23 protein-coding genes are annotated in these 24,268 nt (G+C 65.0%); 6 read left to right on the top strand and 17 right to left on the bottom strand.

The features are described from left to right. Positions 1 to 442: 442 nt before the first annotated feature. On the top strand, positions 443 to 1,297 hold the full coding sequence (locus tag HOP53_RS12420) for an SDR family oxidoreductase (protein ID WP_234270326.1): 855 nt from the start codon (positions 443 to 445) through the stop codon (positions 1,295 to 1,297). Between the two features lie 87 nt (positions 1,298 to 1,384). Here HOP53_RS12420 and HOP53_RS12415 read toward each other — a convergent pair whose 3' ends face one another. The 6 genes from HOP53_RS12415 to pgi all read right to left on the bottom strand — a co-directional run bounded on the left by HOP53_RS12415 (position 1,385) and on the right by pgi (position 9,675). Next, a complete protein-coding gene (locus tag HOP53_RS12415) occupies positions 1,385 to 1,645 on the bottom strand; it encodes a TIGR02647 family protein (protein ID WP_086511902.1) in 261 nt (86 codons plus the stop codon). Between the two features lie 68 nt (positions 1,646 to 1,713). After that, entirely contained in the window at positions 1,714 to 2,934 is a 1,221-nt protein-coding gene (serB, locus tag HOP53_RS12410) for a phosphoserine phosphatase SerB (RefSeq protein WP_234270325.1), read from the bottom strand. Then, positions 2,931 to 5,183 (bottom strand): DNA topoisomerase IV subunit A, encoded by a 2,253-nt coding sequence (gene parC, locus HOP53_RS12405; RefSeq protein WP_234270324.1) that lies wholly within the window; start codon positions 5,181 to 5,183, stop codon positions 2,931 to 2,933. The genes serB and parC overlap by 4 nt, the downstream gene beginning before the upstream one ends. Positions 5,184 to 5,347: 164 nt before the next feature. Beyond that, positions 5,348 to 7,228 carry a DNA topoisomerase IV subunit B gene (gene parE / locus HOP53_RS12400; RefSeq protein WP_234270322.1) on the bottom strand — a complete coding sequence of 627 codons (1,881 nt, stop codon included), beginning with the start codon at positions 7,226 to 7,228 and terminating at the stop codon, positions 5,348 to 5,350. An 85-nt stretch (positions 7,229 to 7,313) separates the two neighbouring features. Further along, positions 7,314 to 7,943, bottom strand: a complete 630-nt coding sequence (locus HOP53_RS12395) for a YqiA/YcfP family alpha/beta fold hydrolase (protein ID WP_234270321.1) — start codon at positions 7,941 to 7,943, stop codon at positions 7,314 to 7,316. 55 nt (positions 7,944 to 7,998) lie between these two features. Next, on the bottom strand, positions 7,999 to 9,675 hold the full coding sequence (gene pgi / locus HOP53_RS12390; protein ID WP_234270320.1) for a glucose-6-phosphate isomerase: 1,677 nt from the start codon (positions 9,673 to 9,675) through the stop codon (positions 7,999 to 8,001). Positions 9,676 to 9,874: 199 nt separating this feature from the next. Between pgi and cmoA the strand changes: the two genes are divergently transcribed. Together cmoA and cmoB are read left to right on the top strand one after the other, a co-directional pair. Continuing rightward, positions 9,875 to 10,618 carry a carboxy-S-adenosyl-L-methionine synthase CmoA gene (cmoA, locus tag HOP53_RS12385; RefSeq protein WP_234270319.1) on the top strand — a complete coding sequence of 248 codons (744 nt, stop codon included), beginning with the start codon at positions 9,875 to 9,877 and terminating at the stop codon, positions 10,616 to 10,618. A 1-nt stretch (position 10,619) separates the two neighbouring features. Continuing rightward, on the top strand, positions 10,620 to 11,612 hold the full coding sequence (gene cmoB / locus HOP53_RS12380) for a tRNA 5-methoxyuridine(34)/uridine 5-oxyacetic acid(34) synthase CmoB (RefSeq protein WP_234270318.1): 993 nt from the start codon (positions 10,620 to 10,622) through the stop codon (positions 11,610 to 11,612). On the opposite strand, the gene HOP53_RS12375 is transcribed toward cmoB, so the two are convergent. Further along, positions 11,609 to 11,815 carry an erythromycin esterase family protein gene (locus HOP53_RS12375; RefSeq protein ID WP_267955359.1) on the bottom strand — a complete coding sequence of 69 codons (207 nt, stop codon included), beginning with the start codon at positions 11,813 to 11,815 and terminating at the stop codon, positions 11,609 to 11,611. The genes cmoB and HOP53_RS12375 overlap by 4 nt on opposite strands. A 181-nt stretch (positions 11,816 to 11,996) precedes the next feature. Between HOP53_RS12375 and HOP53_RS12370 the strand changes: the two genes are divergently transcribed. Continuing rightward, on the top strand, positions 11,997 to 14,459 hold the full coding sequence (locus HOP53_RS12370; protein ID WP_234270316.1) for a heavy metal translocating P-type ATPase: 2,463 nt from the start codon (positions 11,997 to 11,999) through the stop codon (positions 14,457 to 14,459). Positions 14,460 to 14,529: 70 nt separating this feature from the next. Next, entirely contained in the window at positions 14,530 to 14,949 is a 420-nt protein-coding gene (gene cueR, locus HOP53_RS12365) for a Cu(I)-responsive transcriptional regulator (protein ID WP_234270315.1), read from the top strand. Here the strand turns inward: cueR and HOP53_RS12360 are convergent. From HOP53_RS12360 to HOP53_RS12320, 9 genes are all read right to left on the bottom strand, one after another. Beyond that, positions 14,933 to 15,607, bottom strand: a complete 675-nt coding sequence (locus HOP53_RS12360; protein WP_010627262.1) for a zinc metallopeptidase — start codon at positions 15,605 to 15,607, stop codon at positions 14,933 to 14,935. The genes cueR and HOP53_RS12360 overlap by 17 nt on opposite strands. A gap of 131 nt (positions 15,608 to 15,738) precedes the next feature. After that, on the bottom strand, positions 15,739 to 16,221 hold the full coding sequence (locus HOP53_RS12355; RefSeq protein WP_234270314.1) for a 20S proteasome subunit A/B: 483 nt from the start codon (positions 16,219 to 16,221) through the stop codon (positions 15,739 to 15,741). Between the two features lie 180 nt (positions 16,222 to 16,401). Beyond that, positions 16,402 to 17,484 (bottom strand): App1 family protein, encoded by a 1,083-nt coding sequence (locus HOP53_RS12350; RefSeq protein ID WP_234270313.1) that lies wholly within the window; start codon positions 17,482 to 17,484, stop codon positions 16,402 to 16,404. A 149-nt stretch (positions 17,485 to 17,633) separates the two neighbouring features. Then, on the bottom strand, positions 17,634 to 19,073 hold the full coding sequence (cysN, locus tag HOP53_RS12345; RefSeq protein WP_234270312.1) for a sulfate adenylyltransferase subunit CysN: 1,440 nt from the start codon (positions 19,071 to 19,073) through the stop codon (positions 17,634 to 17,636). After that, positions 19,073 to 20,041 carry a sulfate adenylyltransferase subunit CysD gene (gene cysD / locus HOP53_RS12340; RefSeq protein WP_234270311.1) on the bottom strand — a complete coding sequence of 323 codons (969 nt, stop codon included), beginning with the start codon at positions 20,039 to 20,041 and terminating at the stop codon, positions 19,073 to 19,075. The genes cysN and cysD overlap by 1 nt, the downstream gene beginning before the upstream one ends. A 120-nt stretch (positions 20,042 to 20,161) precedes the next feature. Beyond that, positions 20,162 to 20,899, bottom strand: a complete 738-nt coding sequence (locus tag HOP53_RS12335) for a phosphodiesterase (protein ID WP_234270310.1) — start codon at positions 20,897 to 20,899, stop codon at positions 20,162 to 20,164. Then, positions 20,896 to 21,345, bottom strand: a complete 450-nt coding sequence (locus tag HOP53_RS12330) for a DUF1249 domain-containing protein (protein WP_086511923.1) — start codon at positions 21,343 to 21,345, stop codon at positions 20,896 to 20,898. The genes HOP53_RS12335 and HOP53_RS12330 overlap by 4 nt, the downstream gene beginning before the upstream one ends. Position 21,346: 1 nt before the next feature. After that, positions 21,347 to 21,991 (bottom strand): NUDIX domain-containing protein, encoded by a 645-nt coding sequence (locus tag HOP53_RS12325; RefSeq protein ID WP_234270309.1) that lies wholly within the window; start codon positions 21,989 to 21,991, stop codon positions 21,347 to 21,349. A gap of 187 nt (positions 21,992 to 22,178) precedes the next feature. Continuing rightward, positions 22,179 to 22,814: a tetratricopeptide repeat protein gene (locus HOP53_RS12320; RefSeq protein WP_234270308.1), complete on the bottom strand. Its 636-nt coding sequence runs from the start codon at positions 22,812 to 22,814 to the stop codon at positions 22,179 to 22,181. Positions 22,815 to 22,980: 166 nt separating this feature from the next. On the opposite strand from HOP53_RS12320, the gene greB reads away from it, so the two are divergent. Further along, positions 22,981 to 23,520, top strand: a complete 540-nt coding sequence (gene greB, locus HOP53_RS12315; protein ID WP_234270307.1) for a transcription elongation factor GreB — start codon at positions 22,981 to 22,983, stop codon at positions 23,518 to 23,520. Positions 23,521 to 23,546: 26 nt separating this feature from the next. On the opposite strand, the gene HOP53_RS12310 is transcribed toward greB, so the two are convergent. Continuing rightward, positions 23,547 to 24,257: an SIMPL domain-containing protein gene (locus HOP53_RS12310; RefSeq protein WP_234270306.1), complete on the bottom strand. Its 711-nt coding sequence runs from the start codon at positions 24,255 to 24,257 to the stop codon at positions 23,547 to 23,549. Positions 24,258 to 24,268: the final 11 nt, after the last annotated feature.

Genomic DNA, 24,268 nt, shown 5'->3' with positions numbered 1-24,268 from the left:
GACATTCTCGGAAACACGCTCTGTGAAACTCCAATTCGTTGCCTCTTGCCGGATGGCCAGCCGGGCGCAGCGATGGTATCACGAGCACGAAGCGCGCAACGCCCCATCACGGCGAATGGCAACACCGGACGTTACGACAACGAAACCTTTATTCACGCTCCCCGCCTTGTCCTGCTTACACCCTCCCACCTACTTTCTAGTCATCACGTGCTAGGGAAGCACTGATAAATCGGCGAGCGGGATGAAGCACAAGGCGCCCGGAGCGCAGTACCGAGCGAAGCGACAAACAGCCGTAGGCTGGCCCCGAAGGGGCGAGAAGCCGAAGGCTGCGAGTCAACCGGAGCCTATGGGGTATAGGTGAGGCTTTCGAGCACCGCGCAACGCAGTGATTCGCACGCGCAGACATTTATGCAGTGTTTCCCAAGGAAAAGGAGTTCAGTACATGAGCGAAGAGAAGCAACCCCCACAGGAGCAGTCCCACCAGCCCGGCGCCGAGTACAAGATGGACCCTCAGCCGGAGTACATTCGCCAGAGCTACCGCGGCGCCGACAAGCTCAAGGACAAGGTGGCGATCATCACCGGCGGCGACAGCGGCATCGGTCGTGCCGTGGCGGTGCACTACGCCCGCGAGGGCGCCGATTGCGTCATCGTGCATCTGGAAGAGGACACCGACGCCCGCGACACCCAGCAACTCGTCGAGGCCGAGGGGCGCCGCTGCCTGGTGCTCAAGGGCGACGTGGGCGAGCCATCGTTCTGCGACGAGATCGTCGACAGGACCCTGGCGGAATTCAGCAAGCTCAACATCGTGGTACACAACGCCGCCGAGCAGTACGACTGGGACGACATCACCGAGATTCCCCCGGACCAGCTGCAGCGCACCTTCCAGACCAACGTGTTCAGCCACTTCTACCTGACCAAGGCGGCCCTGCCCCACATGGGCGAGGGGGACAGCATCATCTGCACCTCTTCAATCAACGCCTTCAAGGGCAACCCGACGCTGATCGACTACACCGCCACCAAGGGCGCGATCCAGGGCCTGGTGCGCTCGCTGGCGGTGCCGCTGGCCGAGAAAGGGATTCGCGTCAATTCGGTGGCGCCGGGGCCGGTGTGGACGCCGCTGATCCCGGCCAGCTTCGATGCCGAGAAGGTCGCCGCCTTCGGCGGCCAGGTGCCGATGAACCGTGCCGGCCAGCCCTCCGAGATGGGACCAGCGTACGTCTACCTAGCCTGCGAGGAGTCCTCCTACATGAGCGGCCAGACGCTGCACCTCAACGGCGGCGTAGTGTTGAACACTTGATACCCGAGCGCCTGGCGCGCGACGGCCGCCTAAAAGGCGGCCGTCGTCGTTTCGGGCCAGGTCGGATGAGCAGCCCGAGTGCTTCGATCAGGTGGTCAGCTCGGCAGGATCCAGCAGTCCGGTGAGTTCCTGGGCGTGGTGGGCGGCCTCGCGCCCGCGCGGGGTCAGGTAGCCACCGTCGGCCTGGGTCACCAAGCCCTTCTCATACAGCCGCTCGGCGGCGGCCACAGCACCGGGAGATGCGCTACCGGCATGCACCTTGAGGCCAGCCTGGGTGGTATCGAGGTTGTACAGGCAGAGCAGGTTCAGCTCGTCCAGCAGCTCGGCGGAGAAATGCGCTTGGGCCATGGCGACCTCCGATTCAATGGGGTTCTTCGAAGGTACGCCAGTTCCCCCCGCAGCACCAGTGATGCCGATCAACCCGCGCGGCTGTCGTCCTCCAGGTCCCCTTCGCGATAGCCCATCAGGTAGAGCACGGCGTCGATGCCCAGCGTCGAGATCGACTGCCGCGCCTGGCTGCGCACCAGGGGCTTGGCGCGGAAAGCGATGCCGAGGCCGGCGGCCGCCAGCATCTTGAGATCGTTGGCGCCATCGCCCACGGCGATGGTCTGCTCCATGGCGAGCCCCTCGCGGGCGGCGATCTCGCGCAGCAGCTCGGCCTTGCGGCTGGCATCCAGGATCGGCTCGCGCACCTCGCCGGTGACCTTGCCGTTCTCGATCACCAGCTCGTTGGCGTGGATCTCGTCGAAGCCGAGCGTCTCCTGCAGGTGGCGGGCGAAGTAGGTGAAGCCGCCGGAGAGAATCGCGGTGCGGTAGCCCAGGCGCTTGAGGTGCTTCATCAACCGCTCGACACCATCCATCAGCGGCAGCTCCTCGGCAATCTCGACCAGTACCGCTTCATCGAGGCCCTTGAGCTTGGCCATGCGCTCACGGAAGCTCTGTTGGAAATCGAGTTCGCCGCGCATGGCGCGCTCGGTCACCGCCGCCACTTCTTCGTAGACGCCATGACGACGAGCCAGCTCGTCGATCACTTCTGCCTGGATCAGGGTCGAGTCCATGTCGAAGCAGACCAGGCGACGATGGCGACGCCAGATGGAATCTTCCTGCAGGGCGATGTCGACGCCGTGCATGGCGCCCAGTGCCAGCGCCTTCTCGCGCAGGCTGTCGAGATCGACCTCGTCGCCGCGCAGCCAGCACTCGACACAGGAACCGAAGCGCGGTACACCGCCATCCAGAGGTTCACGCCCGGAGAGACGATGAATCAGCTCAACGGTGAGGCCATGCTCGGCGGTGAGCGCCCCCACTTCGGCCAGGATGCCGGCGGGGAGGTGCGGTGCCAGCAGGGTCAGGATCAGCCGCGGCTCGCTGGCATGCACGCTCCAGCGCTGGTAGTCATCGGCACTGACCTGAATGGCCTGAACGTCGAGTCCCAGCGTGGCGCCTGCCTCGTTGAGCGCCCCTTCCAGGTCGCTGTCATGCTCGAGGCCGACCAGCGCCTCCAGCGAGACCATGCCGAAGGTCACGCTCTGGTTGATGTCGAGCAGCCGTGCGCCGCTGCGCGCCAGGGCCTGGCCTAGGCCGGCCAACTGGCCGGGTCGTGCCGCGCCGGTGGCGCGTATCAGCAGTCGTCGTGTCATTCACCACACTCCAGGCGGTCGACTTTCTGCAGGCCGCGGGGCAGCTTGCTGCCGCGTCGACCGCGTTCGCCGCGATAATAATCCAGTTCGGCGTCCTTGAGCGTCAGATGCCGCTTACCGGCATGGATGACCAGTGACGCCCCTGCGGGCAGCAGCGCGATGTCACGCACCAGTTCCTCACGCCGCGCGGCGCGGGCGCCGGGAATGTCGATCATCTTGTTGCCCTTGCCCTTGGCCAGCTCGGGCAGCTGCTCCAGCGGGAACAGCAGCAGGCGCCCTTCGTTGGAGACCGCCGCCACCCAGATGTCCTCGCCCTCGGGCACGCGCACCGGTGCCATCACACGGCAGCCCTTGGGCACCGATAGCACCGCCTTGCCCGACTTGTTCTTGCCGATCAGCTCCTCGAGCTTGGCCACGAAGCCGTAGCCACCGTCGCTGGCCAGCAGGTAGCGGTTCTCTGGCGGGGCCAGCATCAGCCCGGCCATGTGCGCACCGGCCACCACGTTGACCCACTTGGTGACCGGCTCGCCCTGGCTGCGGGCGCTGGGCAGGTTGTGGGCGGCCAGGGTGTAGGCACGGCCGGTGTCGTCGAGCAGCACCAGCGGCTGGTTGGTCTTGCCGCGGCCGGCCAGAGCGAAGCGGTCGCCGGACTTGTAGGAGAGACCTTCCGGATCGATTTCGTGGCCCTTGGCGGCACGAATCCAGCCCTTCTCGGAGAGCACCACGGTGATGGGGTCGGCGCCCATCAGCTCGACCTCGGAGAGCGCCTTGGCCTCCTCGCGCTCGACGATGGGCGAACGGCGCTCATCGCCGTGCTCACGGGCCGCCTCGCGCAGCTCCTCCTCGATCAGGTCGGTGAGCTTGGCTTCGCTGCCGAGCAGCGCCTTCAAGCGCTTGCGTTCGGCTTCGAGAGCGTCCTGCTCGCCGCGGATCTTCATCTCCTCGAGCTTGGCCAGGTGGCGCAGGCGCAGCTCGAGGATCGCTTCGGCCTGGCGGTCGGAGAGACCGAAGGCGGCCATCAGCGCGCTCTTGGGCTCGTCCTCCTCGCGGATGATGCGGATCACCTCATCGATGTTGAGGTAGGCGGCTAGCAGGCCTTCGAGGATGTGCAGGCGATCCTCGACCTTGCCCAGGCGATGCTCCAGGCGCCGGCGCACGGTCTTGCGGCGGAAGGTGAGCCATTCGCCAAGCATGTCCGGCAGCGGCATCACCCGCGGCCGGCCGTCGAGACCGATCACGTTGAGGTTGACGCGGATGTTCTTCTCGAGGTCGGTGGTGGCGAACAGGTGCGCCATCATCGCCTCGATGTCGACCCGATTGGAGCGCGGCTCGATCACCAGCCGGGTCGGTTCCTCGTGGGTCGACTCGTCACGCAGGTCAGCCACCATGGGCAGCTTCTTGGCCTGCATCTGGGCGGCGATCTGTTCGAGCACCTTGGCCCCGCTGACCTGGTAGGGCACGGCGGTGACCACCACCTTGCCCTCTTCCAGGATATAGCGAGCGCGCAGCTTCACCGAGCCGCGACCGCTCTCGTAGAGCTTACGCAAGTCGTCGCGGGAGGTGATGATCTCCGCCGCGGTGGGGAAGTCGGGCGCCGGCAGGTAATGCATCAGGTCGGCGGTGGTGGCCTCGGGGTGGCGCAGCAGATGGCAGGTCGCCTCGACCACTTCGTGCACGTTGTGCGGCGGGATGTCGGTGGCCATGCCCACGGCGATGCCGGTGCCGCCGTTGAGCAGCACGTGGGGTAGGCGCGCCGGCAGCACCACCGGCTCGTTCATGGTGCCGTCGAAGTTGGGGGTCCAGTCGACGGTGCCCTGGCCCAGCTCGGCGAGCAGCACTTCGGCGAACCTGGAGAGCCGCGATTCGGTGTAGCGCATCGCCGCGAACGACTTGGGATCGTCGGGGCTGCCCCAGTTGCCCTGGCCGTCCACCAGCGGGTAGCGATAGCTGAACGGCTGCGCCATCAGCACCATCGCCTCGTAGCAGGCACTGTCGCCGTGGGGGTGGAACTTGCCCAGTACGTCGCCGACGGTACGCGCCGATTTCTTGTACTTGGCGCTGGCGTTCAGCGCTAGCTCGCGCATGGCGTAGACGATGCGCCGCTGCACCGGCTTCATGCCGTCGCCGATGTGGGGCAGCGCCCGGTCGAGGATGACGTACATCGAGTAGTCGAGGTACGCCTTCTCGGTGTATTCGCGCAGCGAGAGGCGCTCGACGTCGCCCTCCGCCACCTGGATATCCATGGTCATACGATATGCCCTTGGTCAGGGTTCAATGTCTCTCGTTCCCGCCGCGGCTATCCCGGCGACAGGCCTTCGCGGAGGCGCTGTAAACCCATCCCTGGGCGCTACATTTGCCATCCATGGCAAATGACCTCCGCTACGGCCTGCCCCCGGCGCCGCTCGTGCTGGCGCTATACTTCGATATCCGCCAGGTTGCCATAGTCTTCGAGCCAGCTTTTGCGGTCGGCGGCGCGCTTCTTGGCCAGCAGCATGTCCATCATCTCCATGGTGCCGTCGCCGACCTCGCGGGTGAGCTGTACCAGACGCCGGGTCTCCACCGCCATGGTGGTCTCGCGCAGCTGCAGCGGGCTCATCTCGCCCAGGCCCTTGAAGCGCTGCACGTTGGGTGTGCCGCGTTTGCCCTCGAGCTTGCGCAGGATCGCCGCCTTCTCGCTCTCGTCGAGGGCGTAGTGCACCTCCTTGCCGAGGTCGATGCGGTAGAGCGGCGGCATGGCGACGTAGACGTGGCCGGCATCCACCAGCGCCGGGAAGTGGCGCACGAACAGCGCGCACAGCAGCGTGGCAATGTGCAGGCCGTCAGAGTCGGCGTCGGCGAGAATGCAGATCTTGTGGTAGCGCAGCTGGCTGAGGTCGTCGCTACCCGGGTCCATGCCCACCGCCACGGCGATGTCGTGGACCTCCTGGGAGCCATAGATGTCGTGGCTGTCGACCTCCCAGGTATTGAGGATCTTGCCGCGCAGCGGCAGGATCGCCTGGGTCTCGCGGTTGCGCGCCTGCTTGGCGCTGCCGCCGGCCGAGTCGCCCTCGACCAGGAACAGCTCGCTCTGGGCCGGGTCCTGGCCGGAGCAGTCGGCCAGCTTGCCCGGCAGCGCAGGGCCGGCGGTGACCTTCTTGCGCGCCACCTTCTTGGCGCTCTTCTGGCGCCGCTGGGCGGCACTGATGACCAGCTCGGCCAGCGCTTCGGCCTGATCGACGTGGTGGTTGAGCCACAGCGAGAAGGCGTCCTTCACCACGTTGGAGACGAAGGCAGCCACGGTGCGCGAGGAGAGGCGCTCCTTGGTCTGGCCGGCGAACTGCGGGTCGAGCATCTTCACCGAGAGCACGTAGGCGACGCGCTCCCACAGGTCCTCGGGGGTGAGCTTGACCCCCCGCGGCAGCAGGTTGCGGTATTCGCAGAACTCGCGCAGCGCCTCGAGCAGGCCCGAGCGCAGCCCGTTGACGTGGGTGCCGCCCTGGGGCGTAGGGATCAGGTTGACGTAGCTCTCCATCAGCGTCTCGCCGCCTTCGGGCAGCCACTGCACTGCCCAATCCACCGCCTGCTCGTCGTCGGCGAAATGACCGATCAGCGGCGAGGCAGGCAGCACTTCGAAGCCGTCAGTGGCCTGAGCCAGGTAATCGCGCAGGCCATCCTCGTACTGCCATACGCTCTCGGCACCGTCGGTTTCCACCAGGGTGACCTTGAGGCCCGGACACAGCACCGCTTTGGCCCGCAGCACATGCTTGAGACGGCCCATGGCCAGCTTCGGGCTGTCGAAGTAGGACTCGTCGGGCCAGAAGCGCACCAGGGTACCGGTGGTGCGCTTGGCCACGCTGCCGATCTCGGCCAGCTCCGAGACCTTGTCGCCGTGCTCGAAGGCCATGGCGTGGCGGGCACCGTCGCGCATCACCTCGACCTCCAGGCGTCGCGACAGGGCGTTCACCACTGACACCCCGACGCCGTGCAGACCGCCGGAGAAGCGATAGCTGGACTGGGAGAACTTGCCGCCGGCATGCAGCCGGGTGAGGATCAGCTCGATCCCGGAGACGCCGTGTTCGGGGTGGATGTCGATCGGCATGCCGCGGCCGTCGTCGGCCACTTCGATACCGCCATCCTCCAGCAGACGCACGCTGACTTCCCGGGCATGGCCGGCCAGTGCCTCGTCGACGCTGTTGTCGATGACTTCCTGAGCCAGGTGGTTGGGGCGGGTGGTGTCGGTGTACATGCCGGGGCGCTTGCGCACCGGATCGAGACCGGAGAGTACTTCGATTGAGCTGGCACTGTACTGTGTCATGCGTGTCCCAAAGCCATTACGAATTCAATTGCGCTCCCAGCGTGATCTCTGCGCATCCCTGTCGCCCGCCCTGCTGGCACGCGGTTCACCCCTGCCGGCATGATACCCGTTCCGGCGGCAGGCCGTGTCCACCATGGGCCAGGATGGCCGGCAGATACGCTTCCAGGGCGCTGAACACATGATCGCCGCCCGGGTGCAGAACGGTCCTGGCGCCCCGATAGAGCGCAAAAGCGTGCGCCGGGTCCAGCGTCTCGTCGGCACTGCCCAGCAGCAGTAGGTAGCGTTCGGGCGTCACCCGCTGCGGCGTCAGGGCATCGAGCTCCTGGCGGTGAGCCGTCTCGATGGTGAAGCGCTCGCCGGTATGCTCGTTGACGAAGGCCTCGCCGAGCCACTCCGACACCAGTTGCGCCGGCCGTACTGCCGGATTGATCAGCACGGCCGGAAGTTCGTGACGCTCGGCCAGGCAACTGGCCAGAAATCCGCCCATGGAGCTGCCCACCACCAGCGGCCTCTCCCCCAGCCCCTGCAGCAGCTCCTCGGCCAGCTGCAGTGCCGCCAAGGGCCGATGCGGCAGCTGCGGCGTTTCGCAGGGTAGCGCCAGCGCGGCACAGGCGGCGCGGATCAGCACCGCCTTGGGCGAGCCGTAGCCGCTGTTGAAGCCATGCAGATAGAGCACGCCGCTGGCCGGTGGCGCTGCCAGCGACGTGCTCAGCATACCCAAGCCACTGTATACATTACCAGCCCCGAGAATGCCTGATACGGACATCGCTTCAACGCTCGCCCTCCTGCTCGGCGCGCCACACCGCTTCGATCAGCGCCCGGCTGGAGGCGTCCATCCTGTCGAGGCCGTCGCGCTCGGCCAGAATCCGCTCGGTCTCGCCGGCGATCTGCTTGCCCAGCTCCACGCCCCACTGGTCGAACGGGTTGATACCCCAGATGGTGGCCTGGACGAACACCTTGTGCTCGTAGAGGGCGATCAGCGCCCCCAGCGTGGCGGGCGTGAGGCGGTCGAGCAGCAGTGTGGTGGAGGGCTGGTTGCCTCGGTAGCGCTTGTGCCCCGGCCGTTCGCCTGGCTCGTCGATGGCATCGTCGCCGAGCATCAGCAGGCGCGACTGGGCGAAACAGTTGGCCAGCGTCAGGCGATGCTGGGCCATCAGGTGATCGCGGGTCGCCGCGTCCTCGACGTCGTCGTAGCGCGTGAGCGGCGCGATGAAGTCGCACACCACGGGCTGGGTGCCCTGGTGCAGCAGCTGGTAGAAGGCGTGCTGCGCATTGGGACCGAGCTGGCCCCACAGCACCGGACAGGTGGAGTAGCCGACCTGACGGCCGTCATGGGTGGCCGACTTGCCGTTGGACTCCATCTCCAGCTGCTCGAGATAGGCGGCGAAGTGCTCCAGGCGGCCGTCATAGGGCAGAATCGAGTGGGCGCGGATATCGAGGAAATTGACGTTCCAGATCCCCGCCAGGGCCAGCAGCACCGGCAGGTTGTCGGCAAGCGGCGCCTGGGCGAAGTGCTCATCCATGGCATGGGCGCCGGCCAGCAGCTCGCGGAAGTTGGCCATGCCGATCACCAAGGCGATGGGCAGCCCGATGGCGCCCCACAGCGAGTAGCGGCCGCCGACCCACTCCCAAAACAGCAGCTGGTTGACCTCGGCGATGCCCCACTCGCTCATCTTCTCGGGTTTGGCCGAGACGCCGACGAAGTGCTGGCGCATCACCATGGCCTCGTCCACGTCCTTGCCATCCTCTACCAGCCGCGCCATCAGCCAGTCGCGGGCGGTACGCGCGTTGGACAGCGTATCGATGGTGGTGAAGGACTTCGACGAGATCACGAACAGCGTGGTCTCGGGGTTGAAGCGGGTGAGATAGTCGGCAAGCTGCGAGCCGTCCATGGTCGAGGCGAAGTGCACCGCGACGTGATGGGCATCGGCGGGGCGATAGTCGGCCAGGGCGTGGGTCACCATCAGCGGGCCCAGGTCGGAGCCGCCGACACCGAGATTGACCACGTCGTGAATCGGCCGGCCGGTGGCGCCACGCCACTGGCGGGCATGCAACCGCTCGACCATGGTCGCCATGCGATCGAGGGTGGCGTGTACGCCGGGCACCACGTCCTCGCCCTCGACGAGAAGCGAGGCCTCGGGGGGCAGGCGCAGCGCCGTGTGGAGCGCCGGACGATCCTCGCTGACGTTGACGTGCGCACCGCTCAAAAGTGCCTGAATGCCTTCCGGCACCCCGGCCTCTCGTGCCAGGTCCAGCAGCAGCGAAAGCGTGGCATCGCTCCAGCGCTGCTTCGACAGATCGAGAGTCAGCCCCGCTGCCCGTCGCGTGAAAGCGCTACCTCGTGCCTGATCGACGAACAGCTGGCTCAGGTGAGCACCGCGCATCTCCTCGGCATGTTCCATCAGCCGCTGCCAGGCACCGGTTCGATCGATGGGTGCTTGGTTCATGTCAATCCTCCTTGACGTCTTGCGGGAGCCATCGCACCTGGAAGGCTCCCGTCGAAACCGGACAAAGTTTCACCGCTCTCAGGCTAGCCTTGTATCCGCCTGTAAATCCACCGCTCCGTCGCCGTGGCGCTATCCGTGCAGCCGGCCGGCAGCAAGCGTAGAATGTCCGCCTGTTCCACGCTACCGGCCTGACCTGCTCATGAGTGACGCATCTTATCGTGACGCGATCTTTTCGACACCCCTGGACCGGGTGGCGCGCTTCTCCTTCGACGAGCAGGTGGTGGCCTGTTTCCCCGACATGATCCGTCGCTCGGTGCCCGGCTACGGCCAGATTCTGGGCATGCTGGGGCTGATCGCGGGCCGCCACCTGCGCCACGGCGCTCACGTCTACGACCTGGGCTGCTCGCTGGGCGCCGCCAGTCTGGCCCTGGCCGGCCAGCTGCCGCCGGACGCCTTCCGGCTGACCGCGGTGGACCTCTCCCCGGCCATGGTGGAGCGTGCCCGCGAGACCCTCGCCGCGGAGTGTCCCGAACACGCCATCGAGGTGATCGAGGGCGATATCCGTGCCCTCGACTATCGCCCCTCGGGTCTGGTGATCCTCAACTTCACCTTGCAGTTTCTGCCCCCCGAGGATCGTGAAGCCCTGCTCGCTCGACTCTATGCCGCGCTGGAACCGGGCGGAGTGCTGGTACTCTCGGAAAAGGTGGTCGACCCCGACGAGCGCGACAACGCCTGGCGGGTGGAGCGCTATCACGACTTCAAGCGCGCCAACGGCTACAGCGAGCTTGAAATCAGCCAGAAGCGTACGGCGCTGGAAAACGTGCTGGTGCCGGACACCCTGGAAGCCCACCATGCACGCCTGGCGCGGGCCGGCTTCCCACGCTCGCTGACCTGGTTCCAGTACCTCAACTTCGCCTCGCTGATCGCGTTCAAGGAGGCCTGAGGTGGCGATCCCTGCCGAACACCGCCCGCTCTATCGCGCCTTCATCGATCAGGGGCTGGACTCCTGGCTCGCCCGCCTGCCGGAACAGCTGGCCCGCGGCCTCGACCGCAAGCGCTACGGCGATCTGCCGGCCTGGGAGAAGGCGGTGGCCAAGCTGCCCGACCTGCCCGAAGCTCGCGACGTCCGGTTGGACGTCGATACCGTGACGGTGGATTGCGCCCTCGACGACAGCCGGCGGCGCCAGTGCGAGAACCTGCTGCGCAAGCTCGCGCCGTGGCGCAAGGGGCCCTACCGGCTCGCCGATATTCCTATCGACACCGAATGGCGCTCCGACTGGAAGTGGCAGCGGGTTACCCCCCACCTGGCCCCGCTGAGCGGCAGGCGGGTGCTCGATGTGGGCGGCGGCAGCGGCTACCACGCCTGGCGCATGGCCGGCGCCGGTGCCGCCTTCGTGCTGGTGATCGACCCCTCGCCGCGCTTCTATTACCAGTTCCAGGCGCTGCGTCACTTCGTCGGCGATGCCGACGGCGGGCGCACCCACTTCCTGCCGGTGGGCATCGAGGACGTGCCCGAGCGGCTTGAGTTCTTCGACACGGTGTTCTCCATGGGCGTGCTCTACCACCGCCCTTCCCCGCTGGAGCATCTGCTGCAGCTGAAGGACGCCTTGCGCCCCGGCGGAGAGCTGGTGCTGGAGACACTGGTGGTGGAAGGCGACGCCACCACGGTGCTGCTGCCCGGCGAGCGCTACGCCGCCATGCCCAACGTCTACTTCCTGCCGTCGTCCCTGGCGCTGTGCCAGTGGCTCGAGCGCTGCGGCTTCGTCAATGTGCGGGTGGTGGACGAAGCATTCACCTCCCTGGAGGAGCAGCGCTCTACCGAGTGGATGACCTTCCAGTCGCTGGCCGACTTCCTCGATGCGACCGACCCCAAGCGCACCCGCGAGGGCTACCCGGCGCCGCGGCGGGCGGTGGTCATCGCCAACAAGCCCGCTTAGACGCCGAAGGGATAGGTATCCGGCACCTCCTCCGCTCGCCACAGCTCGCCCCAGTCGAACGGCTCCAAGGCGCGGGTCTCGTCGAGGTGGAACACGGCGTCGAACTGCTCGGCCACGCCAGCCTTGAAGTAGTGGCTGGTGCGCTCCGACTCGGGACGGTAAATCACGCCGCACCACCTCCATGAAGGCAGAGACTGTCTCAGAACTTTAGAAACCGCTCCCGCTTACGCTCAAGCCAGAGATTGTCTTTCGCTCGCATACATAGGGCTGTGCTTCCTCAGGCTGGTCTAAAGCATTCGAATATTTTGTGCGCTTCCTTGTCTTGACCTTCCCACGATGGGAAGGCCTAGGGTCACATAGCCCACTGACGAAAGGAGCAAAAAAATGTCAACTTCACTTCAATTACAGCTGACCGGGATGAGTTGCGCATCCTGTGTCGCCCGTATCGAAAAGGCCATCAGCAACGTGCCAGGCGTCACCAACGCCAAGGTGAATTTCGCCACCGAACGGGCGGAAGTGGTATTCAAGGACACAGCAGATCCCAACAGCTTGGTCCAAGCCATTGAGAACTCAGGATATGGAGCCGCAACTGAATCCGTCGAGCTGGCCCTCGAAGGAATGAGCTGTGCGTCTTGCGTCGGTCGCATCGAGAACGCCTTGAAGGCGACGACTGGAGTTATCGAAGCCAGCGTCAATCTCGCCAGCGAAAAGGCATACGTGCGCTTCCTTGCCGATAGCGTATCCGCTGAGGAGCTAGTCTCCGCCGTGGAGAAGGCAGGGTATCGCGCCACCTATCTTGGCTTGAGCGGTAACGCCGAACCTCACGACGCCCAGGCCAGGCGAGATGCGGAAACACGCCAGCTCGGTCGGCTGGCACTGCTCGCCTCAGTGATGACGCTCCCAGTCTTCGTGCTCGAAATGGGTTCACATGTCATCCCCGGCTTCCACCATTGGGTAGGTAACACCCTGGGGCACCAGACGTCCGCTTACATCCAGATGGTCTTGACGACCCTTGTGCTGTTCGGCCCCGGACTGCGTTTCTTCCGCATCGGATTTCCGGCATTGCTGCATGGCAGGCCGGACATGAACTCCCTGGTCGCCCTTGGCACGAGCGCCGCCTGGAGCTATTCACTGGTGGCGATGTTTGCTCCGGGCCTCCTTCCTGCCGGAACGGCCAATCTCTATTTTGAAGCCGCTGCCGTCATTGCCTCGCTGATTCTGCTTGGCCGCTATCTCGAAGCCCGCAGCAAAGGGCGTACCAGCGAGGCCATCAAGCGCTTGATGGGGCTGCAAGCCAAGACGGCGCGGGTCTTGCGCGACGGCGAAGTCGTCGAGATTCCGCTGGATCAGGTACAGCAGAACGATATCGTACAAGTTCGACCCGGCGAGAAGATTGCCGTGGATGGGGAAGTGGTCGAAGGAGCCTCCTATGTGGATGAATCCATGATCACCGGTGAGCCCGTGCCTGTCGAAAAGACACCGGGAGCCCAGGTGGTGGGCGGCACGATCAACAAGACCGGCGCTTTCTCCTTCAGGGCAACCAATGTGGGAGCCGATACGGTACTGGCTCAAATCATTCGCATGGTCGAGTCCGCTCAAGGTGCCAAACTACCGATCCAGGCCTTGGTCGACAAGGTCACCGCCTGGTTCGTCCCCATCGTCATTGCCATTGCACTCTTGACGTGTATCGCCTGGCTCACCTTGGGCCCGGGTCCTGCCATCAGCTTTGCCCTCGTCAATGCCGTGGCAGTTCTGATCATCGCATGCCCGTGCGCCATGGGCCTGGCAACCCCTACCTCGATCATGGTCGGTACCGGCCGGGCTGCGGAAATTGGCGTGCTGTTTCGCAAGGGCGAAGCGCTACAGACGCTGCGGCATGCCAAAGTCGTCGCTCTGGACAAGACAGGCACCTTGACCAAGGGACGCCCGGAACTGACCGACCTGATGGTGACGGATGGCTTCGAGCACGATGTCGTGCTGCAGTTGGTTGCCTCGGTCGAAAGCCGATCCGAACACCCCATCGCCGAAGCCATCATCGAAGGCGCCAAGGCGCGTGGACTCGCCCTCCAAAGCATCGATAGCTTCGATGCCGTACCCGGCTTTGGCATCAAGGCCAGTGTGGCCGGTCATGAGGTTTGGGTGGGTGCCGACCGCTTGATGACGAGCAACGGCATTGATGTTCACCGCTTCGAGGACGAGGCCACCCAGCTCGCGGACGAAGGCAAGTCACCTCTCTATGCCGCCATCGATGGTCGCCTGGCCGCCATCCTGGCAGTCTCCGATCCGATCAAGGAAAGCACACCTCAAGCCTTGAAGGCGCTGCATGAATTGGGGATGAAAGTGGCCATGATCACCGGCGACAACCGCCGCACCGCCCAGGCAATAGCGCGCCAGCTCGGCATCGACGAGGTAATCGCAGAGGTGCTGCCAGATGGCAAGGTGGAGGCCGTCAAGGCACTACGCCAGGGTGGACGGCAGGTAGCCTTCGTTGGCGATGGTATCAACGACGCACCGGCGCTCGCCGAAGCTGACGTGGGCATCGCCATTGGCACCGGTACGGATGTGGCCATCGAAAGCGCTGATGTGGTGCTCATGTCAGGCGACCTGACAGGCGTACCTAACGCGATCGCGTTGTCGCGGGCTACACTGCGAAACATCAAGCAGAATCTGTTCTGGGCTTTTGCGTACAACACGGCGCTGATTCCAGTCGCTACCGGAGCCTTCTTCCCACTGTTCGGCATTCTGTTGTCGCCGGTATTTGCCGCCACGGCGATGGCGCTCTCCAGCATCTTCGTGCTGGGCAATGCCCTGCGACTCAAGACGTTTCGTCCACTGCTGGCCGCCTGAGCGGCCAGTGGTTAACGAACCGGAAGATCAAGCACTAGCGTTCAAGTGGCGAACATAGAGGACATGTGACATGAACATAGGAGAAGCGGCAGCAGCGTCGGGAATCTCGGCCAAGATGATCCGGTATTACGAATCGATAGAACTCATAATGCCAGTAGCTCGCACGGAAGCGGGCTACCGGATCTACCGGGAGCAGGACATCCATACCCTGCGTTTCATTCGCCAGGCACGCGATCTTGGGTTCTCGATGAGTCAGATTCAGGAACTGGTGAATCTTTGGCATGATCGCTCGCGAGCCAGTCGCGACGTCAAGCGAATCGCTATGGCTCACGTTGAAGAGCTCAGACACAGAGCCAATGAGCTCAACGAGATGGCGCAGAAACTGCAGCACTTGGCTCAGCACTGCCATGGCGATCACCGGCCTGACTGCCCCATCATAGGCGGTCTGTCTTCAACCCGGCATGCGAACCCAGTCAGCGCCGCAGAATGACCAGCCAGCGACCCAGGTTCAATACACTCGCCAAGGAGGCGGCCACGTAGGTGAAGGCGCAGGCGGTGAGCACGTGGCGGGCGCCGGGCATGTCGTAGGGCGGTACGTACTCGCGCAACAGCGGCAGAGCGCGATTGAAGCTGGCGTCGAACTCCACCGGCAGCGTCACCAGGTGTACCAGCGCCGCGGTGCCGAAACTGATCACCGCCATGGCGATCACCATGGCCAGCCCCCCCGGCAGGCGAGTCAGGATGAACAGGAAAGGTGCGGCCATCATCAGCAGCGCGCCGATCTTCTCGGCCCGCTGCGCCACCCCCACCATGCGCGACCGGGCGATCAACGGCGCATAGCCTTCGTGATGCTGGATGGCGTGGCCGACCTCGTGGGCGGCCACGGTCACCGCGGTGAGCGAGCGGCCCTCGTAGTGCTCGCGAGAGAGCCGTACCCGCCGCGCTTCGGGATCGTAGTGATCGCCCTGCTCGGTCATCTCCACCTTGACCCCCTCGATGCCCAGGCGTCGCAGTAGATGGTCGGCCAGCTCGGCCCCGGTGCCGGGATAGTCGTCACGGCCGCGGGCGTGGCGCGCCAGCACCCACTTGGCCCAGACGTTGGGCAGCACGAAGATGGCCAGCAGAAAGGCGATCAGCAGCACGATCATGGCGTTTGGGGTCTCGTCTCAGCGTCTTGAATTTGGACCAAGCCTACCCGTTTCGGGTTCATGCGTCGCCTGTTCCAGCCCCCAAACGCCGCCCCGGCCAAGGGCCGGGGCGGAGAATGCGAAACAGCGCTTCAGGTCGTGACGGGGGTCGCCTCGACGTCGCGCATCAGGGCGTCGAAGGCCACCGAGGCCTTGACCCTGGGCGTGACCGACTGCACCTCACCGCCGCTGTCGTGATCGCGGCCGATGGCGTACTCCACCGCCTCGACGGCGCTCTTGCCGTGGTCGATGGCAGCCAGCGCCCACTTCCAGCCGGTGCCGTAGGCGACGGGGCCGTTGACGGGAATGCGCACCAGCTTGTTGAACATCTCGAAGACACCGTCGGGACCGGCGATGATCATCTCGACCCGGCTGACGTTCGGCTTGTCGTTACGCGGTGCCCCGGCCTGGAGCCATTCCAGCACTTCCCACCACTCCTGCTGCTCGCCGGCGAAGGCCACCCACTCGCCGTTGTCGAGCTGGAACAGCTTCTGCGCATGGTTGTAAGTCGAGCCGTTGACACTGATCAGCGAATCCGTCGCAAGCGTCGTTCCATCCCATACGATTGTGGTCATGCTGGATACCTCGGGTGATGAAGGGCGCGGGCCTCAACGAGATTTAAACGAGGCCCTTGCGTCAGGCGCAGGGTAGGAGCGAAATACGCAAGAAATCGACACACAGAATAACGAATTTGTAACCCATCAAAGCGATGGAGTAGCGCCCAGGGCAGCGCCAGATCAGCCCATGAGGGCGACCTAAGACTGCGACGTCCGGCGCACCTGCTCGAGCCCCTCCTCGGCAATCAGCCCCTGAGCGCAGGCATGTTCGGCCATGGCGGTGCTGTCCTCGGCCAGCACCAGGTCGCAGCCGGTATGACGGATCTCTTCGCGCAGCGCATGAATGGCGCGTTCGCGGTCAGGCTTGCGTTCGACCCGGCGAATGTAGACCGCACGAATGCGTTCGGGGTATTCGTGCACGATCCGCGCATAGACTTCCGGGTCGTGCTGCCCGCTGTCGCCGATCAGCACGCAGGGCAGCTCATCACGCATCTCCAGCATGTGCTGGATGAGATCGTACTTGTGGTCTTCCGCGCGACGCGGCCAGGGCTTACGCCAGGAGATACCCCACTCGCGCAGGAACAGTATCGGCCCGACGGGAATACGGTTGAGCTGGAAGAACTCCTCGAGCATCTCGTAGATGCTCCAGGGGCCGCGCGACACGTAGAGAATCGGCCGCTTTGCCTGGCCGCTCCTGCCCACGTGCAGTGCCTGATAGAACGCCGCTACGCCGGGAAAGGCCATGCGCTGATGGGCCTGCTTGACGAACAGACGGTGCAACATGCGCAGCTTGTTGGCCACCCCGGTGTACATCACCGTGTCGTCGATGTCGCTGATCACCAGCAGGTCGGCTTCAGCCGGCGGAATGTACACCTCGGTGAACGATTGCACCGGCTCCACCCCCGGCAGCACCACGTGCAGCTCCGCATGGTGCCAGGCACTGTCTTGGGGCAGGGGGTGCTCGATAGGCAGGAGTACGTCGAAGTAGCCGTCACGGTCGGTGGACACGGTGGTGACGTTCTCACCCAAAGTGACCTCGACGGTGACCTGCGGCAGCCCGCGGCGAAAGACCCGCCGAATCACATCGGCCAGATCGCGCAGCACGCCGTAGCGAGGTATCACGTCACCCAGCGCGGCCTGACGAAACACCCGGCCCATCAGCAGCACCTCATGCCGTGAGCCATAACCTCGATAGGGGTGCACCACGTAGCCACCCTGCCCGCGGTCGCGCCGCATGGGGCGGGCAGCGATGTGCAGCAGACGCCGGAGAAAGCCGCTCATGGGCTCCTCCGAAGCAACGATAGCCGATCCTGGCAATGCGTCATCGTTTCCTCCCTGAAACTCGACAGGGTCCGGCTTACGCCGGACCCTGTCTATAGTGTGGAGGATCTTATCGCAGAATCAACCGCCTAGGCTGCGCTTGTGCTGACCTACTTCAGCAGGTCGCGTATGTCCTTGGCCTCCCAGTGCGGGAAGTGGCGGCGCACCAGCGCATTGAACTCGAGTTCGAAGGCGGCCCAATCCACCTGATGACCGCTGCCTCCCGCCGCCTCGGCAGTACTTCGCACCATGCCGGCGCCGACGGTGATGTTGGAGAGGCGGTCGATGACGATGAAGCTGCCGGTGCCCGGGCTCTGGTCGTAGGTATCGAGTGGTACTTCAGCGGTCAGCTCGACCCGGCAGCGAGCGATGGCGTTGAGTTCGAGCCGGTCGGCCGGATGTCGCTCCAGGGTGTTGACGTCCACCTGGTGATGAATGGCATCCACACGCCCTGCCACCGAGCGACCGGCCAGACGAATGTCATACTGCCGGCCCGGCGTCAGCGGTTGCTCGTGCATCCAGACGATGTCGGCATCGAAGGCGTTGGTCAACGTGACCTCGGCGTCCTCGGCCACGATCCAGTCGCCGCGGGAGATGTCGATCTCATCCTCCAGGGTGACGGTCACCGCCTGACCCGGCCACGCTGCGTCCAGATCGCCATCGAAGGTCACCACACGCTCGACCCGACTGGTCTTGCCCGAAGGCAGCGCCTTGATCGCCAAACCCGGGCGCAGCACCCCGGCCTCCAGGGTACCGGCGTAGCCGCGGAAGTCGAGGTTGGGGCGGTTGACGTACTGCACCGGGAAGCGCAGGTCGACCAGATTGCGGTCTCGGCTGACCTCGACGCTTTCCAGCAGCTCCAGCAGCGCCGGGCCCTGTTCGCCTGCGACTTGGTACCAGGGCGTGCGGTCGCTGCGGTTGACCACGTTGTCGCCCTCCAGCGCCGACATCGGCACGAAGCGCAGATCCTTGACCGAGAGCTGCTCGGCGAAGCGCCGGTAGTCGGCAACGATCTCGTCGAAGCGCGCCTCGTCGAAGCCCACCAGGTCCATCTTGTTCACCGCGATGACCAGGTGCTTGATACCCAGCAGGTCGGCGATGAAGCTGTGGCGCCGGGTCTGGGTCTGCACGCCGTAACGGGCATCGATCAGGATGATCGCCAGGTTGGCGGTGGAGGCGCCGGTGGCCATGTTGCGGGTGTACTGCTCATGCCCCGGGGTGTCGGCGATGATGAACTTGCGCTTGTCGGTGGAGAAGAAGCGGTAGGCCACGTCGATGGTGATGCCCTGCTCGCGCTCCGACTGCAGGCCGTCGACCAGCAGCGCCAGGTCCACGGCGTCTCCGGTGGTGCCGCTCTTCTTGGAGTCGCGGGTCAGCGCCGCCAGGTGATCGTCGAAGATCATCTTGGAGTCGTGCAGCAGCCGGCCGATCAGGGTCGACTTGCCGTCGTCGACGCTGCCGCAGGTGATGAAGCGCAGCAGGTCCTTGTTCTCGTGCTCGTGCAGGTACTGCTCGATGTTGTCGGCGATCAGTGTCGATTGGTGTGCCATCAGAAGTACCCCTCGCGCTTCTTCTTCTCCATCGAGCCCGCCTGGTCATGGTCGATGGCCCGGCCGCTGCGCTCGCTGGTGCGGGTCAGCAGCATCTCCTGGATGATCTCGGGCAGGGTGTCGGCCTTCGACTCCACCGCGCCGGTCAGCGGGTAGCAGCCCAGGGTGCGGAAACGCACCCAGCGCTCCTCCGGCACCTCGCCGGGGGCCAGCGGCAGGCGCTCGTCGTCGACCATCACCAGCATGCCGTCGCGTTCCACCACCGGGCGCGGCGCGGCGTAGTAGAGCGGCACGATGGGTATCTGCTCGAGGTAGATGTACTGCCAGATGTCCAGCTCGGTCCAGTTGGAGAGCGGGAAGGCACGGATCGATTCGCCCTTGTTGACCCGGGCGTTGTAGAGATTCCACAGCTCCGGGCGCTGGCTCTTGGGGTCCCAGCGGTGGAACTTGTCGCGGAAGGAGAACACCCGCTCCTTGGCGCGGCTCGCCTCTTCGTCGCGGCGGGCACCGCCGAAGGCGGCATCGAAGCCGTACTTGTCCAGCGCCTGCTTGAGCGCCTGGGTCTTCATCACGTCGGTGTAGCCGCTGGAGCCATGATCGAAGGGGTTGATGCCGGCGGCACGCCCCTCTTCGTTGATGTGCTCGATCAGCTCCATGCCCACCTCACCGGCCATGCGGTCGCGGAAGGCGATCATCTCGCGGAACTTCCAGGTGGTGTTGATGTGCATCAGCGGGAACGGCGGCGGCCCGGGGAAGAAGGCCTTGCGCGCCAGATGCAGCATCACCGAGGAGTCCTTGCCGATGGAATAGAGCATCACCGGGTTGCGGAACTCGGCGGCCACCTCGCGGATGATGTGGATCGATTCGGCTTCCAGCTGCTGCAGGTGGGTCAGCCGGCGTGGCGACACGACGCTTTTGTCGACCGCCTGGGATACCGGCTGTTGCTCGGGAGCTTTGAGACTGGTCATCGGCCCGGGTACCTCGCATGACGATGGGCAGTAAGAATCATGCGGACAGGGTAACGCCGGGCTAATAATAACGTAAAAGAATGATTACCTATCTTTTTAGATCAAAAACGAATCGAAGCTTCAGATATCGACGCGCTCGACCCAGGTCAGCCATTCGTCGCCGCGGATGTCGAACACGCGGTATCCCGGGCGTGACGCCTCATCGATGGCGAAGTCGTCGGAGCCGGCCAGGAACTGGTCGGTGGTGGAGGGACAGCCATAGACCGTCACCTCGCCCAGCTCAAGCGGCTGCCGACCGACGAAGGCCTGGTGTACGTGCCCGCAGAGAATGGCCTTGACCTGCGGGAACGGCAGCAACGCCTGCCACAGGGCATCGCTGTCCTTGAGTCCGATCGCGTCGAGCCATGCCGAACCGACAGCAAGCGGCGGATGGTGCATGACCAGCAGCGTGGGGCGCTCTTCTTCCGCCAGCCGCTCGACCAATTGACCGATCCGCTCCTGCCCGAGCTCACCGTGAGCATGACCCTTGACGCAGGTATCGGCGACCACGAGCCGCCAATCGCCCAGATCGATGTCATCGTGAATGGTCTTGAGGTCCTTCATCAGCTCCTGGCGGTCGTGATTGCCGCCCAGCCAGAACCAGGGACACTCCAGCGTCGACAGCACGCGATGGGCGTGTTCGTAGGACGCCGCCGTCTCGTCCTGGCTGATGTCGCCGCTGACGATGACGATATCCGGACGCTCTGCCCGAATCGCTTCCACCACTGCCTCGAGCTGGCGCAGCGGAAAGCCGGCGCGGGAGCGGGCGTGGGGATCGGCATGCAAGTGGCAATCGGTGAACTGTACCAGGCGTGTCATCCCGGCAGTTCCGTCAGGTTGGTAGGATGGCCGTGCTCCAGCCCATGGGCCAGCCATTCGCCGAGAAAACGGTTGAGCTGCAGCTTCTCGTCAGGCTGGAACATGCGCACGTTGGGATAGCGATAGCGGCCGTTGAAGTGGCGCTCGCGCTGGAAGTCGGTGACTTCGGCCATGCGCACGTCGTGATAGAGATGCACCCGCATGCGCGGCGGCTCGATCACGCCGTCCATCAGGCTGCTCTGGCTGACGCGGGCAATGGTGGTATAGGGCGCCCGCTCGAGGACCGACAGCCACAGGGTGCCGAAGCGTCCACGCTGGCCGGTCAGCTCGAGTTCGCGCGTCTCGCCCGCACCAAGGTCACCCAGCAGCCGGATCAGGCGCAGGTAGTTGGCGCTGCATTCGCCCTGCAGCCCTTTCAGATCGGTGACATAGGCGGTTCTCGCCACGCTACCCCCTTGCTCGTAGAGATGCCCGTTCGACCGCCAACCAGTAGAAGGCGATCAGGCACATGGCATTGTCGAGTCTTCCGGCCTGCAAGAGTTCCCAGGCCCGAGTAAACGGTAACACGTGAACGCGGATATCTTCATGCTCCTCGTCCAGCCCGTGCACGCCGCCCAGCCCTTCGCAGTCGACCAGGCCACAAAACAGCGTGACCCGCTCGGTGCAGGCACCGGGACTGGGGTAGTAGGTATGCAGCTCGATCAGCTCATCGACCTTGCAGCCGGCTTCCTCCATGGCCTCGCGGCGCGCCACTTCGGCAGCGCTCTCGCCCGCTTCGACCAGCCCGGCGACGATCTCGAGCTTCCATGGCGATTCCGGATCGCCCAGGGCGCCGGCACGGATCTGCTCTACCAGCGCCACGCAGTCGCGCTCGACGTCGTAGAGCAGCACGCCTACGGCATCGTGCCGCACGTGCACCTCACGCGTCATCTCACGGCTCCAGCCGCCCTCGAACAGGCGATGACGCAGATGCACCTCGTCGAGCCGGAAGAAGCCCCGATGCAGGCAGCGACGCTCGATCAGTTCGACATCGGCACCGCTGAAGGCGGGCAGGCGGGCGGCATCCCGGCCGCTATCGTGATTGTCGGTCATGCAGGCCTCCGAGTCTGCGAATGGCGACCATTATCGTGAGCGGAGCCGGGAATGCCAAGCCGTGCCTGCCGACGCCATGCGCTCACAGTCGAAGCGCATGGCGGTTGGCAGTCTCAGAGCCGATAGAGCCGAGCAAAGAGCCCTCGGCGCTCGGAGACCTCAGAAGGGGGAGATCTTGGCGCTGAGGTTAGAGCTGAGAGAGCAGCGCCCTGGCCTGCTCGCGCAGCGCCTCGTCCGAGGCCTGACGATCCTCGCGGGCGGTGCCATCCACGGCACGCTGCGCGTGCTCGCGCGCCTCATCCCGCCGGCCTTCGTCCTCGAGGAAGGTGGCGTAGTAGTAGTTGACGTCGATACCGTCGGGACGAATCTGCAGCGCTCGCTGGAACATGCGCTCGGCCGTGCCGCTGTTGCCGAAGCCCACGGGGCGCCCCGGGGCACGGTCATAAAGTGCGCCCAGGGTGACGTAGGCCGAGCCGTTGCCGCCCTGGGGATCGATCTCGATGGCACGCTCCAGGGCGTCACGGGCGGAGCGCGCACTGCCGAGTGCACCCAGGCCGCTGCGCTCTCGGGCGTGCGAGGCCTCGATGATGCCGTACCAGATCAGCGGTTGCGCCTCGCCGGGGTTGGCCTGTACCAACTGCTCGGCTTCGTCGGACAGCGATTTCAGCGAGTGGCGGCGCTGCCCTTCCGCCCGTTGTGTGGTGATCTGCTCCCAGCGCTGCTTGAGCGCCTCGACTTCACCCTCCCAGGCCTGGGCAAGAGTGAAGGGGGCAATCAGAAGCGCCGTGCCGAGGGCGGCGGCGAGTAGCTGGCGTCGAAACATGTCCAGACTCCTTTCTCGAAAAGGATTGTTGTTGGATCCCGGCGTGGAGCCGTCAACCAAAATGTAACGAACGTTTGAATGATACGCCAGCCCGAACGGCGAGATACTGTCGCGTTAGCGACGAATGGCGTATGTTGCCCTTCTCGCCAAACCAAGGAGGCCGTGCATGAAGGGCCGCAACATGACGCGCTGGCGCGATCCCGCCAAGGATCCGCGCCAGGAACCCAAGAGCAATCTGATCACCGCCGAGGGGGCGGCGCGCCTGCGCGGCATCCTCGATCATCTCTCGCGGATCAAGCGGCCTGAGCTCTCGGCCAAGGTGGGCGAAGCCGCAGCGCTGGGCGACCGCAGCGAGAACGCCGACTACACCTACAACAAGAAGGAGCTCAACCGGGTCATCGCACGCATCCGCTACCTGACCAAGCGGCTCGACGAGCTGCAGGTAGTGGACCGCCTGCCGGCGGATACCGACAAGGTGTACTTCGGCGCCTTCGTCACTCTCGAGGACGATGAGGGCGAAGAGATGCAGATCCGCATCGTCGGCCATGACGAGACCGATACCTCCAGGCGCTGGATCAGCGTCGATGCCCCGCTGGCCAAGGCGCTGCTGGGGAAGGCGCTGGACGACGAGATCACGGTGAAGGCGCCGGCGGGCGATAGCGTCTACGTCATCACCGATATCGCCTATCGCACGCCGGGCAGTTGAGCCCAGACTCAGGTGAAACGCCGGAATCAATCTTCCAGGGCGTAATCCACCGTAGTCACCACCCGCACCCGCTTCACGTCCGGCGTGTAGCTGTCAAGATCCTCGATGGAGAAGTAGCCCTGGGTGGCCTGGCGAATCTGACCTACCCGGCTGCCGGAGTCCTCGGCGAACTGCTGGGCAGCACGACGTGCATCGGCGGTGGCCGCGGCGATCATCTCGGGCTTGATGGCATCGAGACCGGTGAAGAGATATTCGGTGCGGTATTCGTAATTGGGCGACAGCAGCACTCCCTGGCGCACCAGCGCGGTGACCTCCGGCATCGCCGCCTTGACCCCCGCCACGTCCGGCGAGCGCAGCAGCAGCGTGGCCTCGCCGCGATAGCGCTCGTCGGGGCGCTGACCACCGTAGAGGTTGCTGAACTGGTCGGTGATCCGCGGCGGCGTCACGCTGACGTGCTCGGCATCGAAGCCACGCTGGATGAGGAAGTCGCGAATCGTCTGCTCGTCACGCGAGAGGATGCGCTCCAGCTCTCCCAGCGTATCGGCGCTGGCGCTGTAATTGAACGGCCACAGCACCAGATCCGCCGGCATCTCGCGCTCGGCCAGACCGCGCACGGTCACGCTGCGCGACGACTGCTGCCAGACCTCGGCCGCCTGCCTGATGAAGCTGCCTCCCACAATCAGCCCTACCGCCAACAGCACACCCAGAACCGCTGCACTGCGCAGATTCCCCGCCATGACCGGATCAC

This window comes from Billgrantia ethanolica, assembly GCF_021404305.1.
GTDB classification, from domain to species: domain Bacteria; phylum Pseudomonadota; class Gammaproteobacteria; order Pseudomonadales; family Halomonadaceae; genus Halomonas; species Halomonas ethanolica.
Note: the sequence above shows the minus strand (reverse complement) of the source record. Positions and strands in the feature narration are given on the sequence as shown.

Bases quoted from the DNA above. Each gene is read 5' to 3' on its own strand.
- HOP53_RS12420 (WP_234270326.1), top strand. From the start codon at position 443: ATGAGCGAAGAGAAGCAACCCCCACAGGAGCAGTCCCACCAGCCCGGC.
- HOP53_RS12415 (WP_086511902.1), bottom strand. From the start codon at position 1,645: ATGGCCCAAGCGCATTTCTCCGCCGAGCTGCTGGACGAGCTGAACCTG.
- serB (WP_234270325.1), bottom strand. From the start codon at position 2,934: ATGACACGACGACTGCTGATACGCGCCACCGGCGCGGCACGACCCGGC.
- parC (WP_234270324.1), bottom strand. From the start codon at position 5,183: ATGACCATGGATATCCAGGTGGCGGAGGGCGACGTCGAGCGCCTCTCG.
- parE (WP_234270322.1), bottom strand. From the start codon at position 7,228: ATGACACAGTACAGTGCCAGCTCAATCGAAGTACTCTCCGGTCTCGAT.
- HOP53_RS12395 (WP_234270321.1), bottom strand. From the start codon at position 7,943: ATGCTGAGCACGTCGCTGGCAGCGCCACCGGCCAGCGGCGTGCTCTAT.
- pgi (WP_234270320.1), bottom strand. From the start codon at position 9,675: ATGAACCAAGCACCCATCGATCGAACCGGTGCCTGGCAGCGGCTGATG.
- cmoA (WP_234270319.1), top strand. From the start codon at position 9,875: ATGAGTGACGCATCTTATCGTGACGCGATCTTTTCGACACCCCTGGAC.
- HOP53_RS12370 (WP_234270316.1), top strand. From the start codon at position 11,997: ATGTCAACTTCACTTCAATTACAGCTGACCGGGATGAGTTGCGCATCC.
- cueR (WP_234270315.1), top strand. From the start codon at position 14,530: ATGAACATAGGAGAAGCGGCAGCAGCGTCGGGAATCTCGGCCAAGATG.
- HOP53_RS12360 (WP_010627262.1), bottom strand. From the start codon at position 15,607: ATGATCGTGCTGCTGATCGCCTTTCTGCTGGCCATCTTCGTGCTGCCC.
- HOP53_RS12355 (WP_234270314.1), bottom strand. From the start codon at position 16,221: ATGACCACAATCGTATGGGATGGAACGACGCTTGCGACGGATTCGCTG.
- HOP53_RS12350 (WP_234270313.1), bottom strand. From the start codon at position 17,484: ATGAGCGGCTTTCTCCGGCGTCTGCTGCACATCGCTGCCCGCCCCATG.
- cysN (WP_234270312.1), bottom strand. From the start codon at position 19,073: ATGGCACACCAATCGACACTGATCGCCGACAACATCGAGCAGTACCTG.
- cysD (WP_234270311.1), bottom strand. From the start codon at position 20,041: ATGACCAGTCTCAAAGCTCCCGAGCAACAGCCGGTATCCCAGGCGGTC.
- HOP53_RS12335 (WP_234270310.1), bottom strand. From the start codon at position 20,899: ATGACACGCCTGGTACAGTTCACCGATTGCCACTTGCATGCCGATCCC.
- HOP53_RS12325 (WP_234270309.1), bottom strand. From the start codon at position 21,991: ATGACCGACAATCACGATAGCGGCCGGGATGCCGCCCGCCTGCCCGCC.
- HOP53_RS12320 (WP_234270308.1), bottom strand. From the start codon at position 22,814: ATGTTTCGACGCCAGCTACTCGCCGCCGCCCTCGGCACGGCGCTTCTG.
- greB (WP_234270307.1), top strand. From the start codon at position 22,981: ATGAAGGGCCGCAACATGACGCGCTGGCGCGATCCCGCCAAGGATCCG.
- HOP53_RS12310 (WP_234270306.1), bottom strand. From the start codon at position 24,257: ATGGCGGGGAATCTGCGCAGTGCAGCGGTTCTGGGTGTGCTGTTGGCG.